Below are 17,052 nucleotides of genomic sequence, written 5' to 3' on the forward strand. Positions count from 1 at the left end.
TTTTTTACAAACAAAACGGTTCCTGAAAATTCAGGAACCGTTTTGTTGTGGAGCAGTAAATGTTTTATTCTTTTTACTACCCTCAGTTTTTTCGGCTTTAGCAGCTGGATGGGTCTGACGCTGGCCCTCAGGTTCACGTGAGACACGAACTTGCCGTCCCTCCCGGTTTTCCTTTGGTTGACGCTCATAGCGTGGTCCACGTGATTCCTTTTTATCGAAATTTCCTTGCTGATTGCGCTGTCTACGCGGTTCGCGGGTTTGCTGCCCTTCACCGGGATTGCGTCCATCCTTTGCTTCACGTGGTTCTCTTGGCTGGCGCGAATCACGTGCTTCACGTGGCTCACGTTGCCGATTTCCTTCACGTCCTTCTCTGGATGAACGACTTTCACGAGCTTCACGCGGCTGTCGCTCACGTACTTCCTGGGCATCCTTCGGTTCCCGACGTTGCAACTCGCGTGGTTCTCGGAATTCTCGAGGCTGCTCCACTCGCGATTCCTCCGTAGCTGTGGAATCCTGTTGTGGTTGCGGCCACTCCTGTTCTCCAGCTGTATGTTGCAATACTTCTTGCTGCTCTTCGGTTTCTAACGTTCCCGCTTGTTCCCTTTGAGCATCTACCAACTGCTGAATATCTGGAGCAACGATTTCATCATTGACGCCGTTTTTATTAACCACTTCACGGCTTTTTTGCAGCACAAAATAGGCACAGCCAAAATTGCAGTATTCATTAATGTAATCGTCCAGTACCCCTATAGATGTATCCTTATTTGCTTTGGGATGACCGTCTCGATAAAAGCCCTTCAGACGCAGCTGATTGTAACCCCAATCACCAATAATGTAATCATAGCGATCCAGCACTTCACTATACCGATCACGAAACGCTTCGGGATTCCATCCGTTCTTGTGATCCTGCAACAATTCATAGTTTTTACCACCGATTTGAAACAAGCTATTCTGACCGCCTTTCCCGGATCAAGCCTGCGAAAGGGCGCTTTCTTCCTTATGCTGAGCGGCTGACTTCACCTGCTCATGCGCTTGGTAGGAGCTGCGGACCAACGGTCCAGATTCAACGTGGCTGAATCCCCGCTGTAATCCCTCTTCCTTTAACTTCGCAAAATCTTCCGGTGGATAATATTTTTGCACATATAAATGTTTCTCGGACGGCTGCAAATATTGACCAATTGTCAGAATGTCACAATCGACTTTACGCAGATCATCCATGGCTTGTAAGATCTCGTCCCACTCTTCTCCGACACCTAGCATGATGCTTGATTTCGTTGGAATAGCCGGATTTAATTGCTTCGCACGTTGAAGCAGCTCCAGAGAGCGACGGTATTTCGCTTTAGCCCGAACCTTGTCGGACATGCGCTCCACCGTTTCAATATTATGATTCAGAATATCTGGTTTGGCATCCATGACGATTCGCAGCGATTCAATATCGCCCATAAAATCGGGAATCAATACTTCTACACTGCACAAAGGTAACCGGCCGCGAATCGCACGAACCGTTTCTGCAAATATAGTAGCGCCCCCATCTTTTAAATCGTCGCGAGCCACACTGGTTACGACACAGTGCTTCAAATTCATGTTCCCAGCCGCTTCCGCGACGCGATCAGGCTCCTGCAAGTCAAGTTCCGTAGGCAATCCCGTATTTACTGCGCAAAAACGACACGCACGCGTACAAATATCACCCAAAATCATAAATGTAGCTGTCCTATTGGCCCAGCATTCATATATATTAGGGCATCGTGCCTCCTCACATACGGTATGTAATGTCTTGGAACGCATCATGCTCTTGATTTCTTGATAGTTATCGCCTGTCGTAAGTTTAATACGAATCCAGTCGGGCTTAGCTTCCTTCTCTTTTCTAGACAATGGCATAGACCTTCTTTCTGATAAGCTTAAGCTGTCATTGTCATACATTATAACATGAAAGCCATGGAAAAACCTCCATTCATTGTTCCCTTTTTGATATGACATTGATGCCGAAAAAAGTAAACTTTTTATATGGATAAAAGCGGCGGATATGGCTCAATCTAAACAAAAGCGCCCTATTCACGCTATTGAATAGGGTCTAGAATTTACTGGGCGGTTAAGCCCTTCTAAAGGAGGTCGGTTCACGTGCCTTACCCTACGCGGACAGCCCGCGCTGTTCGTCTGTTATCGCTGCTGATATGCGCTGCTACACTGACAACGGCCTGTCCGCTTCCTGCCCATGCCTTTGCCAATCACTTACAATCCTCGTCCGCCGGAAGCAGCCTGACAGTTAATGTAGATGCTGAACATGCACAGTCTTCAATGTATATTTCCAGGCTTGCTTTATATCGTTCCATCGAAGCCCTGACAGGAGTCCCTTGGTACAGGCTGGCCGCCATCGATCAGTATGAACGTACACTTACGGTGGCCCATCCCAAAGATCGCAAGCATGCAGAACGAACCATAGGTATTTTCGTTACGGGACCGATCTGGTCCGGCTTGATGAACCCTGATTCGGAGGATCAAAATCCACGTTCCATAGAACTATTTTCCGGGCTGGGACAAGACGGTTCGGGTGATGGAATTGCTGACCGCAATAATGACAAGGATCTGCTGTTCAGCATCGCATCTTATCTCGGAAAGTATGGAAACAACGAGGATGAATTTGGTATTGCCGTTTGGGAATATTACCATAACAGCCGCGCAGTTCAAAGAGTTCAGCAGTTTGCCAAGCTGTATCGGACGTATGGCAAGCTGGATCTGGTCAGCCAAGCTTTCCCCCTTCCCTTAGGCAGCATTTATAGCTACCGCAGCACATGGGGAAGCCGTCGCAGCTGGGGGGGCTACCGTATACATGAAGGAACTGACCTGTTTGCTGGCTACGGAGTTCCAGTTCGCAGTACCTGCTACGGTGTAGTTGAAATGAAGGGCTGGAATCCCTTTGGAGGATGGCGCATCGGAATCCGAGATCTCAACAACCGCTATCACTACTATGCGCACCTTTCCGGCTTTGACAAAACCGTTCACAACGGAGACGTCGTTACACCTGGCCAGACGGTTGGCTGGGTCGGAAGCTCGGGCTATGGAAAACCTGGTACCCAAGGCAAGTTTCCACCGCATCTGCACTATGGTATATATCGGGACAATGGCTGGGCAGATTGGTCCTTTGACCCGTATCCGTTATTAAGACAGTGGGAGCAGTCCGAACGCAAAGCGCTCAAAAAAGGAAAGACAAAAGGGACCTCCTCATAGGGTCCCTTTTATTTTTCCAGAGCAACTCACGTCACTCCATTCTGCTCTATGGCGTTGGGGGCTGACTAGAGGAGTTTGGGTCTTCCTGTACCTCTGGAACACTTACTATGCTGGAATCTATAGCGCCGCTACTCTCTATGGAATGGGGAGGCAACGCCAACTGCGGAGCGGCTGCACCATTTTTACCTACTGGTTTTCCCTGATTGTCATAGTAGTACATCGGAACGTTGCCCACCACCAGCAAATAAGAAACGGGGATTTCCGTCTCCACAATCTGAGGTTGCATCTCAAACGGTATAACCACAGACACTTCCGTCGTAATCCGAATATACACTTCAACCAAGATCATGTTTATGCCCGCATCCTGTTGCCGCGTATTTAAATCCACCTTGATCGCTCCATGCGGCTCCACCTTTAGAGGAATCTTGGGGCCATAAGCTGCCAACAATGGACTGCCCAATGCCTGACCAATCGGAACGCTTTCATCAAAATGGCTCATGCTGTCCATCGTTGCCTTAACTGCTTTGAGCGTGTCTGACGTAATTTTCATATGCTCTGCATAATTCAGAACAAAGCCGGAGGTTCTTCCTTGTGCATCCGTTCTCCATTCGATCAAATTATCAGCTGTCTTCCCCTGCTCTACCTGTGCTGTAATTGCTGAATTAATAGCCTCCGTCGCCATTTGTTTGACCCGCACTTTTGCCAGATGCATCATAGGCGGCTTCAAATGCTGCTCCACATAAGCAGCCACCTGTATGATTCCTACCAGCAGCGCCAGTACCACAATCAAAAATACTCTACGTCTGCCGCGTCGCCTTCTGTTGGGCGCGCTGTGCCATTGCGGTCTTCTCATCATCCGATCCCCCCGCAGCGTTGAACTTACCCTACAAGGATATGCAAGGAAGGGACGAAAAAGAAGCTGCCCGTCCGGCAGCTTCTCTAGATGGAATACATATACAATTGCAAATTTCAGGTGCACTCATTATTTAAAAATGTGGTCAATCTTTTCGATATCAGCCTGACTCAATTGGACATTTAGCGTTTTCAGATTCGCCAGCACCTGCTCCGGCCCCTTCGCACCTGGAATGAGGGCATCAATTGAATCGCGTGTCAAATACCATGCGAGCACTACGTGAGCAACCTCTGCATTCAACGCATTGGCAATCTCCCGTACCTGCTCCACTTTGTCCAAATTACGAGCAAATGTATCTCCCTGAAACAGTGGATTATTCGCTCTGATGTCCGTGAAGGTCATGTCTTTCGTATACTTACCACCCAGCAATCCTGAAGCTAGCGGGAAATAAGGCACAAACGAAATGCCATTTTCCTTGGTATAAGGCAGCAGATCCTTCTCAGCTTCCCGTTGAAACAAATTATATTGGGATTGGAGCACATCTACATAACCGTCGCTATTCGCATCCTTAAGTTGTTCAATGGAAAAGTTAGATACGCCAATAGCCTTGATTTTGCCTTCGTCCTTAAGCTTCTTCAGTTCTCCGACTGCTTCTGCCTTCGGCGTAGCTTCATCGGGGAAATGGATATAGAACAGATCGATATAATCGGTCTGCAATCTTTTCAGACTAGATTCGACGGATTCTCGTAAAAAAGCAGGCGAGTTGTCAAAAACAATCTCTCCGTTCACAAATTTGTGTGCACCCTTCGTGGCAATAACAGCTTTATCACGCTGACCACGCTCTTTCAATACCTCACCAATTAATCGTTCCGAGTGCTCAGGTCCATAAATAAAAGCCGTATCCAGAAAGTTGATGCCATTGTCCAAAGCTGTGCGAACGACTTCTTTGCCCGTTTCATTGTTCAAATCGGAAAAGAGATTATGTCCTCCCACCTTATTTGCACCCAAACCGATTGGTTTTACATATAAATCTGTTTTACCAAGACGCACTTGCTCTGCCAATTCACGTCATCTCCTTTTCGAAAGTTACTTCCATTTTAATATTAAATTCCAAAAAAAGCAAAGTGCGTACCTAGCAGTTGCTCTTATCCTTTAATCCCCGTCAAGGCAATCCCTTCCATAAAATACTTCTGTCCTATGGCAAACAGAATAATAGCAGGCAAGACAACAATTAAAGAAGCGGCCATCAAAACGCCCCATTGAGCTGAATATATTCCCTGAAACTGCTGCAGCCCAATCGCCAACGTAAATTTGCTCTCATCATTAAGGTAAACCAGCGGCCCCATAAAATCATTCCATGTGTTCAGAAACGTAAATAATCCAATGACCAAAATCGCCGACCTCGACAAAGGCAAAATAATACGGGTAAAAATCGTAAAATGATTGCCTCCATCCACAAATACAGCTTCATCCAGTTCTCGTGGTAGAGTCATGTAAAATTGTCTTAGCAAAAAAATATTAAAAACGCCTCCACCAAAAAACGAAGGTAATACCAATGGAACGTACGAATTAACCATGCCTAATGCCTGCCAACCAATAAACGACGGAATCAGCGTGACTGCAAACGGAAGCATCATGCTACTTAATAATAGAGCAAATACCTTATCTCTTCCCTTCCATCTCATTCGTGCAAAGCTATAGGCAGAAATGGTACTCGACAGAAGTACACCTGCCAAAGTACCCGCAACGACGATAAATGTATTCACAAAATAGCGCCCAAAGGATAACTCTTCAAACGGCTGTAAAAAATTCTCGAATACAAAAGGCTCTGGAATCCATTTTGGCGGGATCAAAAAAATCTGACTTAAATCCATCATGGAGCTTCGCACCAGCCAGTAAAAAGGAAACATACAAAACAGGGAGCCCACTATGAGAACTGTGTAGAGTAAATTCCTGCTCCAACTCCAACCGCGTTTTTTCATCTTCATGCCCCCCCGCCTTCGTAATACACCCATTTTCGGGCCGTCTTGAACAGAAAGGCGGTGAATACCAAAACGACAATAAAGAGCACCCAAGCAATAGCACAGGCATAACCCATATTTGAAAAAGTAAATGCCTCGCGGAACAAATAAAAGGTATAAAACAAGCTGGAGTTATTGGGTCCGCCCTGAGTCATGACGTAAGGCTGAACAAACACCTGAAACCCACCGATGAAGCCCATAATCGTATTAAAAAAAATAGTGGGCGATGTCAATGGAATTGTAATATACATAAGCTTATGAAGAGCGTTTCCACCGTCAATTTCAATGGCTTCATAATAATGTCTAGGTATATCTTGCAAGCCTGCCAGAAAAATAATCATGGTTCCTCCAACGGTCCACAAACTCATTAAAACCAGAGTAGGGACTACCGAGCCTTCGCTATAGATCCACTGACTTTCGGGCAAATGCAGCGCACGCAGCACCACATTTAGCAACCCAAGATCCGGATCAAACAGCCACATCCAGATCATAGACGATGCTATGAGGGGCACAATGGTAGGGAGATAGAAAACAGTCCTGAAAAAAGCCAGACCTTTTACCTTTTGATTAAGTAATATCGCCAAAAAGAAAGCTACAATAATTTGCAGGGGCACACTTAGAAACACATAATAAAACGTAACCCCGAGTGATTTATAAAAAAATTGATCCGTACCGTCAAATAAGTGGACGTAATTATCCAGACCGATAAAATTAGCCTGTGAAGCTACCTTGTAATCGGTAAGACTGAACCAGAGACTAGCGATCATCGGTCCCAGAACAAAAATGACAAAGCCGAGAATAGCAGGGGCGGCAAAAAGCCACCCCAACCAACTTTCCTGCTTACGAATAGAAGATAATGATTGCATTCTATCCCTCTCTTTCTGTCAAAACACTCATCCTATTCTTTTGGATACGTCCCCTTAAATTCCGCGTTGGCCTTGGCGGAAACCTCCTTAAATGCTTGCTCCACCGTTTTCTTGCCTAGCCATACCTGATCCAGCGCCGGGTTAATGATGGCATTGATTTTTTCCGAGTTTTTCAGATAATAGTCGTAAGAATTGACACCGTTATGCAGCGTTTGGTTCATTACAGCATCACGGTAACCATCGGCATGACCTGGTTTGACATCGGCCCATTTGCTAATCAAGTCTGGTTCGGTGTACCACTTTTTCATGACAGGCATCCACAATCCGCTGGAATGCATGTCAAGTCCGCTTTCAGCATCCAGCAAGAATTTATAAAACATCCATGCTTCTTTAGGATGTTTGGTTTTGGCAGAAATCACTTCCGGTTCGCCAAACAGGATCGTTTTGCTGCTCTTCAGCTTGGGTAACACGCCTACACCAAAATTCACTTTCGATTCTCCAAGATCCAATTGAACCCACTGTCCATCCAGATCCATCGCTACTCGCTTACTTTGCAGTGCTACGGCCGGGGAAGGTATATTTTTGGACTGCGTCGGCGACGGTGCCACATGATAAACGTTGATCAGATCAGCCATTTTCTGAACAGCTTCAATCACATCAGGGCTCTCAAGATTAAGCGAATCCCCTTTGTCTGAAATGACACTTGCGTTATTGGAAGGCACAAGCAAATGCCACATCCATGTATCAAACCGAACTCCATACTGTTTAATGTTACTTGCATCGAAATTGGGGCTGAGCGCATTATTTCCCGCTTTATCAATGGTGAGCTTATGTGCTGTCTCTAAAAACTGCTCCCATGTCCAAGCGTCCTCAGCTTTTACCGGTGGCAAAGCAACACCAGCTTCATCAAACAAATCTTTATTGTAATAGAGGGCAAAAGCTTCCTCAGTTACCTTGACCCCTGCCACTTTGTCCTTATCCCAATAGATGACTGAATTAGGAATAAGACTTTCCTTCGTTAGCTCCTTATCCTCCTTCAAAAATTCATTTAAATTATATAGTTTGCCTTGTTCAGCCCATTGCAGAGCCTGTGCTTTATAAATGGGAAATACATCGGGTGCCTGATTGGCAGCAAACATCGTCGTTAATTTGGTAACGTAATCCCCGGGGATATGCATATAGTTGATTTTGATCCACGGATATTTCTCTGTAAATTTTTTAGCGATTTCCTGCTGAACCTTCTTTTCATTGGTGCTACCCCAACTGGCATAGGTCAGTGTCACTTGCTCGTGACCCTGCAAATCAACTGGTTTGCTGCTGCTCTCATTTGAACTACAGGCTGACATAAGCCCAACGATCAAGCACATGCAGACGATCCATAATTTTCGTTTTAACATGAGTAACGCCCCCAAACCGGTTATTTTTTTATCTTTTCGTTTGTTGCTTCGTCACTAAATTTATTTTAGCAAACGCTTACATTTTTAAAAGTCGTACTCTCATTGGATTGGTGTCATTTGATTAGATCTATGAATTTCTCCGATGCGAATCAGGACGAATGTCCCTTTACCTGCTGGCGAGTGGAGCGTAACGCCATAATCCATTCCATATAATAGCCGTACTCTTCTGTCTACATTTTTAATACCCGTTGATCTGATTTCTCCAGCTTGAATTCGGCGTATATGATCTTCTTGAATTCCTAATCCGTTATCCTCCACTTTAAAACACACCAATTGCTTCTCAATCCAGGCTGTGATCCTTATCAGACCTCCTGATTCCATTTCCGCGAAGCCGTGAATAATTGAATTTTCCACAAAAGGCTGCAAGAAAAGTTTGGGAACCTCCATCTGAAGCAAAATAGGATCAATATCATATTCCACCGTAAACTTGTCCTGAAAGCGATTCTGCATAATGTAAATGTATTTTTCCAGCCAATTCAGATCGGTTTCCAAGCTCCATGTATCGTTTTTGTTTCGGGTAGTAATTTGCAGCATTTCCGCCAGATTAATGATCAATTGACCCAGCTCCTGCTGTTTATGTTCTAACGCAATCCAATACATTGTCGTTAAGGTATTATACAAAAAATGAGGATTTAACTGCAGATTAAGTGCCATTAACTCCGACTCTTTGGCTCGCAGACGCGACTTGTAATTTTCCTCGATTAAATCTTTAATTTTTTCATTCATTTGATTAAATCGAATCACCAGATCTCCCAATTCATCATAGCCACGTACAGGAATTCGAATATCAAAATGTCCCTTCTCCATTACTTTCATCGCCTGTTTCATATCCGTGATGGGCTTACTGATATAAACAGACAGTAAATAAGCAAGAATAACAGCAACGAGCATCATAAAGCCTAAAAAAAACACCGTGTAGGTACGAATCGTTGACAGATGTCCCAATACATCTTCCATAGGAATGGCTATATAGGATACCCAGCCCGTCGTTTTCATGGCTTCGTAAACCAGTAATATGCTTTGACCTTTAACGTTTACCATTTTCATCCCTTGTTCCGAAGTAATGGCATCCTTAAGCCAATCCGCCACGGGTTCCCCTACTTGTTGCTGTCTATCTGAACTCATGACCATCCCGTTTTTATCTTGAATCATGCCATAGGATAGATGTGCAAATCCGCTACGGGCTGCGTAATCTTCAAAACCCTCGTTTAACAAGTCAGGACGAAAATTCAATATAAGTATAGGTTTTTCCTTTCCCTCCGGAAGCGTATGGAAGGTTCCTGCATCATCTAATGCAGTCAAATGGAGCTGCTTTACTACAGCAAATAAAGAACTAAACTCATAAGAGCCTCGTTTTAAATCCTGCTGATGGAATGTATCGGCATACGAATAAGCGGGAATCCATTGGGTAGCCCCCTCTGCTTCCACCGCCGTTGTTGCCAACGGAGAAGAATAGAACGGCTGAACAGGAATATACATCCGCTCAGTGCTTCCATATGCATAATTTTGCGTCATAATTTGGGAAGCGTATACTTCCTCCATATTGCCAAAGTATCTGTACAAAATTTTTGTAATGCTGCGATCAGCTCGTAACAGCGATGAAGAATCCGTAGTGTCCACGTCCGTAATAGTTTGAAGAAGGTCATGGTCGATCGGAATCATATCTACGGTTTTTTGAATAGCTGTCAGCTTGTTATCCAGCAGCTGGTTATTACTACGCAGAACGCTTGTAACGCTATCTGTTACATTTGTAGTAATATTTCGTGCGCTCGTTTCAAAGTAAACGAAACCTAGGATCAAAACGATAAAACCAGACAACAAAAAATAGGACAGCATCAATTTCGTACGAAAGCTACTGTCCAAAAATTTTTGACACATATATTTAACTTGGCGCATCGTATCTTCCTTTCACCTAACAATCAGTTGAATTTCCTGCGAAATTCTTCCGGTGTGTGCATTACGTTTTTTTTGAACACTTTAAAAAAGTATTTGATATCTTTATAACCAACCTGTCTACTAATTTCTGCGACCTTGGCGTCTGTATGCAGCAGTAAGTGCTGAGCTTTTTGCATTCTGAGCTTCACCATATATTCCGTGAACGAGAGCCCAAAATAATTTTTGAACAGAATGCTAAAATAGGACGCATTATAGTGGAAGCGCCGGGCCACAATCTCCAGACTAAGGTCTTCATGTAGATGTGCATCTAGAAATTCCTTGCACTTTTTCATAATGGGTTCGCCTTTGGAGGCGCTATGAAGCTCAAGAATCAGCTCTTTTAACCATGTTGCAACACCATCCTCAAGGTTCTGAAGACAGGTGGCCTCTTCGACAGGTTTGTTCAACCGTTCCGAAAAACGTGAGTAGACTTCCTCACTCCACCCTATATTTAACCGTTGTAAACTAACCAACAGAAGGTGTACCACTTTTGCTTTAAGCGCTTCAGGTGCAGGATACCCTTGCGTCATTTGTCCAATGAAATTCTGCACCCGATCCAATAGCTGATCGGGCTCTCCATTAGAGATAGCGCTTTCAATAAATTTAAAAAAGGCCATCTGTTCGTGTGCGCTCATTTCCTGTACTGGCTGCTCATCATCTGAAACGACAAGGTTCAAACATCTGATGTGAGGTGTATAAAAGCGCATGGAGATTAGGCCGACGGCCTTTTCGTGAGATTGGCTTATTTGCATTTCATTAAAATCAAAAGGCTGACCCCAAGCAAACCAGATTGAAATCGCTTGCTGTTGCTCCATCTTTTTCAGCCCAGCTTGAAGTGCGCTTTTGGCCTCCTTGCCTTCAGATCTATCCTTCCAGTTCACCACTGCGACCATATGGTCTTTATGAAATTCGAGTGGAAATACGACTGAAGACACCCAAGGCTGCAATATTTCAACAACCGTATCACGCAGACGGGAATCCCACATATGTATATCCTCCGGGTGGGCTGCGGATACTCCCAACGCGAGAACTTCTCCTACCCCATGCCATCCAAAGTGACTTTTTAATAGACTTTTCTCGTTAGGCCGTAACTTGTCTGTCACGCATCTGCTAAACAAATGCTCCACAAATGCAGGCATACTCTGCTCAATTTGATTCAACGCTGTTTGATTCCCACTGAATGCTTCTTGTTCCTCTACAATTACCTTCTCTATATGTTCAATCACTTCAATAAGCTGCTGTGATTGCACCGGTTTCACCAAATAATCATTCGCCCCATACCGCACCGCCTGCTGTGCATAGCTAAATTCCTGGTAGACTGTCACTAAAATAACTTTGGTCTCATGCTGACCGGATGTTCTCAATTGTTGAAGATATTCAAGTCCATTCATGATCGGCATTTGAATATCTATAAAAACGATCTGGATCGGTTTGGATAAAGAAATGGTCAGAGCATCTTTCCCGTTCTTGGCTTCCCATACCTCGTATTCTGGACGTAAATCCCTGACCATGGCAGCCAACCCTCGACGCTGTCTAGTTTCATCATCTACAACAAGCACTCCCAGCGGGATCGAATTCACTGACTCCCCTCCTGTCGATCTTATACACGTATGTTTTTTTCAGTATAACACTTACAGGTGGGAGCCGATCCTATTTTCTTTTTCGCTTCATACTACGAATGGTCGTTTTCGTTGCCTGATCCACCCGGTATGATTCTGTAATTTTCTGCAGAGCTTTATTGAAAGTAAAATCATCCAATGTATTATGACTTAAATACGCCATCGTTGCCTCAGGCAGCTTGATATAACAGATCGATATCGCCCATGCTACCGCCATTTGTACATAATAATCCTCACGATGGGTCTGATCTAGCAGAGCAAACACCCGGTTCATATACTGTTCCTCAATATAAAAATTCAGAAGCATAACTACACCAAACCGAATTTCATATTCTTTCTTGGAGAGCAAGTAGGGTTGAATAAACTCCCACACCCGTTCTTTATGATGTTTGGTGATTTTCAATCCGGCACAGAAACTATCACATACGGACCAATTATCAATTTTAGGAACAAACTTGGCGGTATAACTCAAAACTTCCTCTATATCCGTTTTTACAGAACCAATCACCATGCCTTGCAGCATGACTTCTTCGAAGTGATCACTTTCAGCAGTCTCCAGATAGAGACGCCAATCCCCTTTGGCGATATTTTGAGCTAGCTTACGCAGCATTGGCAGACGTACACCCAGCACATTATTAATCGTCGGAAGCAATGCAGCCGTGAATTTCTGAAAATCCGCATCCACATATGACAGTATTTGTTCTCTGATTGTTTTCTCCATCGTTTCCACTCCCTGATTTTTAACGAAATGAAATACTCCACAAATAAATGGAGGCCACCGAACCATAAGGCGAATAGACTCGGCGGTACTCCTCGAATTGCTGCTTGGTCAATGTATCCAGATGGTACAACTTCATCATTCCCCGTCGAATAGCCATATCACCCCAACTGACGACATCTGGACGCTCCATGCAATTCATCAGCATCATTTCAGCCGTCCAAGGTCCTATCCCTTGCAGCGAGGACAATTTCTCGATCACCTGTGCATCGGAAAGCTCATATAATTTCTGTAAATCCAACAGGCCCTGCTCGATCGACTGGGCTATATTAAGGATACATGTGGCCTTTTTCATGGTGATGCCACAGCTTTGAATATCTAAAGCCGTCTGAACAGCTATATTTTGTGGAGTGATCACGCCTAACTTCTCCTGCATCCTTGCCCATATGGTTTGAACCGCCTTGGCCGATATAAGCTGTCCCACAATCGCATGAACGAGCGCAGCAAACAGGTCGGGAATGATCACCCGCTCTACCTTGCCCATTTGCGTCATCGCTGCACCAAGTACGGTATCTACGTTTTTTAGATAATTGATTTCCTTTTCCCCATAGTCAAAGTTTTTGGTCATTACAGTTTGCATTCGTTCTCCCGTTGCCCCCTTATATGTTTCACTCTTGATTCAATGGCATAGACTGCTGTTGCATCAAGGTTCGAATCCTTCTTTGCTCACGTAGAGCTGTTCTTTCGGGAAAACATGGAGAAAACGTTCATAAACCGTCTTATAGGCAGCAGGATGATACCATTCTTCCAGCCCCAATGACTCGTACAGCGCACCTATTTTTAAGCTACGCGTTCGTCTCCCCCCACTGCCATCTCCCATAAAATAATCATCAATACAGACACGGTTGACCAGAGGCAAAAGCTTGTCTGCAAAATGTTCACTGCTTGGAAGCATCGGAGCAATCGTAGCTTGCGTTGGTACACCTGCCTCCTTTAAGAGATGCAGCGTTTGGAGACGAGCCTGGATGGGAGGAGCTTCCGGGGTAAAATGTTTGCGTATATCTTCTCGATCTGTTTCTACAGTCATACTTACACGAACACGATCCCCCAATCGGAGCAGTAAATCGGTATCCCGCCGTACCAGTGGACTGCGCGTCTGTAAAAAGAGAAAATCTGGTGGCTCATCCACCATCACCTCCAGCAGAGACCGGGTCACCTCTTCCTTGTACTCAGCAGGCTGATAAGGATCTGTGCTTGACGACATGAAAATCGTGACTTTACCTTTGGATTTGGCTCTACGAAGTTCCTTGCGAAGAATATCTGCCGCCTGATTTTTAATATCAACCCATGTCCCCCACGCTTCCTTCCGAAATGTGGAGACTGGCAATTGGCGTACATAGCAATACGAGCAACCAAAGGTACAACCTGTATACGGGTTCAACGAGTGTGTATACCCTGACAAGAAGCCGGTCCCTTTATTCAGAAGTGTCTTTGGGGATTTGTAATACTCATTTTTCATACTGAACCAACGCCACTCTTTCCTTTTCGAGCTGCAAAAGCTTAACCTTCATGTCCAAACCACCACGATATCCGGTCATAGCTCCATTTTTACCAATGACCCGATGACAAGGGACCGTAACCAAAATCGGATTAGCACCGATGGCGGCCCCCACCGCACGAACAGAGGCTGGTTTTTGAATAGCGTTGGCAATATCTGAATAGGATAGTGTTTCCCCATACGGAATATCACACAACGCATTCCAAACCGCCAGCTGGAATGCAGTCCCCTGAAAGTCAAAGGGCAATGTAAATTGGGTGCGCTCCCCTTGGAAATATTCAATCAGCTCCTTGGCATAGGGCTGTAAAGCGGCATCCTCTTCAACTAAAGGGCTACCGGGAAATCGACTTCCTGCCCATGAAAACAATTCCTCTACAGGATGATTGGGCGAGCCCACATAACATAATCCTTCCGATGTAGCTGCAATATATAAATTCCAATCCTCATGTGTCAACAATGACCAATAGATCGTTTTATTTATTTGATGTGCCATGCTGTGTACCTCCATTTTATGTTGCTTTCGATTTGAGTTGGCGATATTGCAATGGGGTGTAGCCTGTATTCTTTTTAAATAACGTAATAAAGTAAGGTGCATTGGACAGACCTACGTTCTTCCCCACTTCCGCAACAGATATATCTGAGCAGATGAGCAGCTCCTTCGCTTGTTCCAACCTGGTCTGCTGTATATATTCCATCGGGGTTAGATGCATGACCCGCTTGAAGGTACGATGTAAATGATACGGACTTCCATGACTTATCTCAGCTAGGATGTGCAATGTTAAGTCCTTCATATAGTTAGAATTCACGTATTCTGTAACCCGTGCGATCCATTCATGATCAGGCAATCGTTGTCCTGTCGGTTTACACCTTTTGCATGGACGGAAATGCTCAGCCAATGCCTGTTCCGCTGTTTTAAATATACGGATGTTCTCTCTTTTGGGAGGTCGGGATTTGCAGGAGGGGCGACAAAATATTCCCGTTGTCTTCACGGCGTACAAAAATATCCCGTCATAAGACTTGTCGTTTTCTACGATAGCTCTCCACTTGTCGTCAGTTATGGATAAATCGGATGTACTCATTCAAATCACCTCTCTGATGCAAATGTGACCTCCCACATATCTATGGCAGGATTATTCAAAATCCCTCTGTCTAAATTATAAACTAAATAGTGAACATATGTACCCTTCTTGGAATGTAAAGGCAAGATAACGAAAAAAAGATGACTCCCCGCGGAGCCACCTTTGATCTTACTTCTCTATCTTATTAGGCTTGAAGCTTGCTTGGTTTAGCGGTGATCGTCAACTCATCTGAAGGAGGCTGATATTCCTTTGACCAGTAATCGGCATTTGAAATCCCTGCCTTCTTCGGATCAAATACCGGGTCTATCCCTTGCCTCCGTTGCCGTTCGTAATCCTTAAGCACCAGAAGCGCAGGCTTGGCCAGGAGGATCATAGCAATCAGATTCACCCACATCATAATACCGACCCCCACATCCCCCAGTGTCCACGCCAACGCAGATTCCTTGACAACCGTTCCATAGAATGTCGAACCCAGAATAACCAGCTTTAACAGGAACATAGGCCATTTGGCTTTACGATCGGCAATCAGGTAGGCCATATTCGTTTCAGCGATATAATAATAGGCGATAATGGTGGTAAAGGCGAAAAAGAACAATGTAATGGACAAAAGACTCGACCCAAAACCCGGAAATACCGATTCGATGGCAGATTGTGTATATTGAGTTCCTTCTTCAACACCCGGAAGATGCTGCACAATATAGCCCCCACCTGGTCCCTTCACATTGTACATCCCTGTAAACAAGACCATGAAAGCCGTAGACGTACAGACTAAAAAGGTATCTACATATACAGAAAATGCTTGAACCAGTCCTTGCTTTGCCGGATGAGACACTTCTGCGGCGGCGGCTGGATGGGCACCAGAGCCTTGTCCTGCTTCATTCGAATAAATGCCTCGTTTTACCCCCCAGGCAATGGCTGTCCCTGCTATACCACCGAACACTGAATCGATACCGAAGGCACTGCGAAAAATAAGGGCAAATACATCGGGAAGCGCAGTAATGTTCGTCATCATAATATAGAAAGAGACAAGGATGTAGCCAAGTGCCATAAAGGGTATGACTACCTGTGCCACATTGGCAATTCTTTTTACACCACCAAATATGATAAGCGCCAGCAACACCACAACTACTATCCCGGAAACCTTCATATCCATACCAAACGAACTATGAAAAGCTACCGCAATCGAATTCGATTGAGTTCCCGGCAACAGTAAACACATAGCGACCAACGCTACAACTGCGAAAATAACCGCAAACCATTTTAAGCCTGTCCCTTTTTCAATATAAAAGGCCGGGCCGCCTCGATACTGACCATCACGCTTTACCTTATAGATCTGAGCCAGTGTAGATTCAACAAACGCAGTGGCCGATCCGATAAAAGCCATGACCCACATCCAAAATATTGCCCCGGGTCCTCCCATACCGACTGCCAGTGCAATCCCCGCAATATTCCCCGTTCCTACACGTCCTGATAACGCCATCGTAAAGGCCTGAAATGAGGATACACCTGCCTCAGAACTTTTCCCTTTAAAGACAAGGCGAATCATCTCTTTGAAATGTCTGATTTGCAGAAATCGGGTCATAATTGAAAATAATAGCCCCACGCTCAAACAGACATATACCACAGGATTGCTCCAAATGACGCCATTTACTGCCTCTGCCCACTTCTCTAACATTCCTTGCATTTCCCCCTGATCCATCAATTCATATTCAGTTAATGTT

Annotated in this window: 16 protein-coding genes; 1 reads left to right on the top strand and 15 read right to left on the bottom strand. The window is 44.8% G+C overall.

What is annotated here, in order from left to right; translation table 11 throughout:
• Positions 1-30: 30 nt before the first annotated feature.
• Positions 31-945 (bottom strand): YutD-like domain-containing protein, encoded by a 915-nt coding sequence (locus MKX46_RS10465; RefSeq protein ID WP_341071230.1) that lies wholly within the window; start codon positions 943-945, stop codon positions 31-33.
• 24 nt (positions 946-969) lie between these two features.
• Positions 970-1,872 carry a lipoyl synthase gene (lipA, locus tag MKX46_RS10470; protein ID WP_029518195.1) on the bottom strand — a complete coding sequence of 301 codons (903 nt, stop codon included), beginning with the start codon at positions 1,870-1,872 and terminating at the stop codon, positions 970-972.
• Between the two features lie 246 nt (positions 1,873-2,118).
• Between lipA and MKX46_RS10475 the strand changes: the two genes are divergently transcribed.
• A complete protein-coding gene (locus MKX46_RS10475; protein WP_340933127.1) occupies positions 2,119-3,225 on the top strand; it encodes a M23 family metallopeptidase in 1,107 nt (368 codons plus the stop codon).
• Between the two features lie 46 nt (positions 3,226-3,271).
• On the opposite strand, the gene yunB is transcribed toward MKX46_RS10475, so the two are convergent.
• The 13 genes from yunB to MKX46_RS10540 all read right to left on the bottom strand — a co-directional run bounded on the left by yunB (position 3,272) and on the right by MKX46_RS10540 (position 17,006).
• Positions 3,272-4,081: a sporulation protein YunB gene (yunB, locus tag MKX46_RS10480; protein ID WP_165148474.1), complete on the bottom strand. Its 810-nt coding sequence runs from the start codon at positions 4,079-4,081 to the stop codon at positions 3,272-3,274.
• Between the two features lie 126 nt (positions 4,082-4,207).
• Positions 4,208-5,140 (bottom strand): aldo/keto reductase, encoded by a 933-nt coding sequence (locus MKX46_RS10485; RefSeq protein WP_029518192.1) that lies wholly within the window; start codon positions 5,138-5,140, stop codon positions 4,208-4,210.
• Between the two features lie 83 nt (positions 5,141-5,223).
• Complete coding sequence (locus MKX46_RS10490) at positions 5,224-6,060, bottom strand: carbohydrate ABC transporter permease (RefSeq protein ID WP_340933131.1); 837 nt, start codon at positions 6,058-6,060, stop codon at positions 5,224-5,226.
• Positions 6,061-6,062: 2 nt separating this feature from the next.
• Positions 6,063-6,965, bottom strand: a complete 903-nt coding sequence (locus MKX46_RS10495; RefSeq protein ID WP_250240304.1) for a carbohydrate ABC transporter permease — start codon at positions 6,963-6,965, stop codon at positions 6,063-6,065.
• A gap of 32 nt (positions 6,966-6,997) precedes the next feature.
• Complete coding sequence (locus MKX46_RS10500; protein ID WP_340933135.1) at positions 6,998-8,362, bottom strand: ABC transporter substrate-binding protein; 1,365 nt, start codon at positions 8,360-8,362, stop codon at positions 6,998-7,000.
• A gap of 99 nt (positions 8,363-8,461) precedes the next feature.
• Complete coding sequence (locus MKX46_RS10505) at positions 8,462-10,318, bottom strand: cache domain-containing sensor histidine kinase (protein WP_341071231.1); 1,857 nt, start codon at positions 10,316-10,318, stop codon at positions 8,462-8,464.
• Positions 10,319-10,341: 23 nt separating this feature from the next.
• Complete coding sequence (locus tag MKX46_RS10510) at positions 10,342-11,937, bottom strand: response regulator transcription factor (protein WP_341071232.1); 1,596 nt, start codon at positions 11,935-11,937, stop codon at positions 10,342-10,344.
• A gap of 70 nt (positions 11,938-12,007) precedes the next feature.
• Positions 12,008-12,697, bottom strand: a complete 690-nt coding sequence (locus MKX46_RS10515; protein WP_318628419.1) for a DNA alkylation repair protein — start codon at positions 12,695-12,697, stop codon at positions 12,008-12,010.
• 19 nt (positions 12,698-12,716) lie between these two features.
• On the bottom strand, positions 12,717-13,334 hold the full coding sequence (locus MKX46_RS10520) for a DNA-3-methyladenine glycosylase family protein (RefSeq protein WP_341071233.1): 618 nt from the start codon (positions 13,332-13,334) through the stop codon (positions 12,717-12,719).
• 63 nt (positions 13,335-13,397) lie between these two features.
• Entirely contained in the window at positions 13,398-14,213 is an 816-nt protein-coding gene (locus tag MKX46_RS10525; RefSeq protein ID WP_029518189.1) for an SPL family radical SAM protein, read from the bottom strand.
• Positions 14,203-14,745 carry a methylated-DNA--[protein]-cysteine S-methyltransferase gene (locus MKX46_RS10530; RefSeq protein ID WP_029518188.1) on the bottom strand — a complete coding sequence of 181 codons (543 nt, stop codon included), beginning with the start codon at positions 14,743-14,745 and terminating at the stop codon, positions 14,203-14,205. Before MKX46_RS10530 ends, MKX46_RS10525 begins: the two co-directional genes overlap by 11 nt.
• 16 nt (positions 14,746-14,761) lie before the next feature.
• Positions 14,762-15,331: a bifunctional transcriptional activator/DNA repair enzyme AdaA gene (locus MKX46_RS10535; RefSeq protein ID WP_318628420.1), complete on the bottom strand. Its 570-nt coding sequence runs from the start codon at positions 15,329-15,331 to the stop codon at positions 14,762-14,764.
• A gap of 184 nt (positions 15,332-15,515) precedes the next feature.
• Positions 15,516-17,006: an alanine/glycine:cation symporter family protein gene (locus MKX46_RS10540; protein ID WP_029518187.1), complete on the bottom strand. Its 1,491-nt coding sequence runs from the start codon at positions 17,004-17,006 to the stop codon at positions 15,516-15,518.
• Positions 17,007-17,052: the final 46 nt, after the last annotated feature.

The sequence above is a fragment of the Paenibacillus sp. FSL P4-0113 genome, from assembly GCF_038009305.1.
Classification (GTDB): domain Bacteria; phylum Bacillota; class Bacilli; order Paenibacillales; family Paenibacillaceae; genus Paenibacillus; species Paenibacillus polymyxa_D.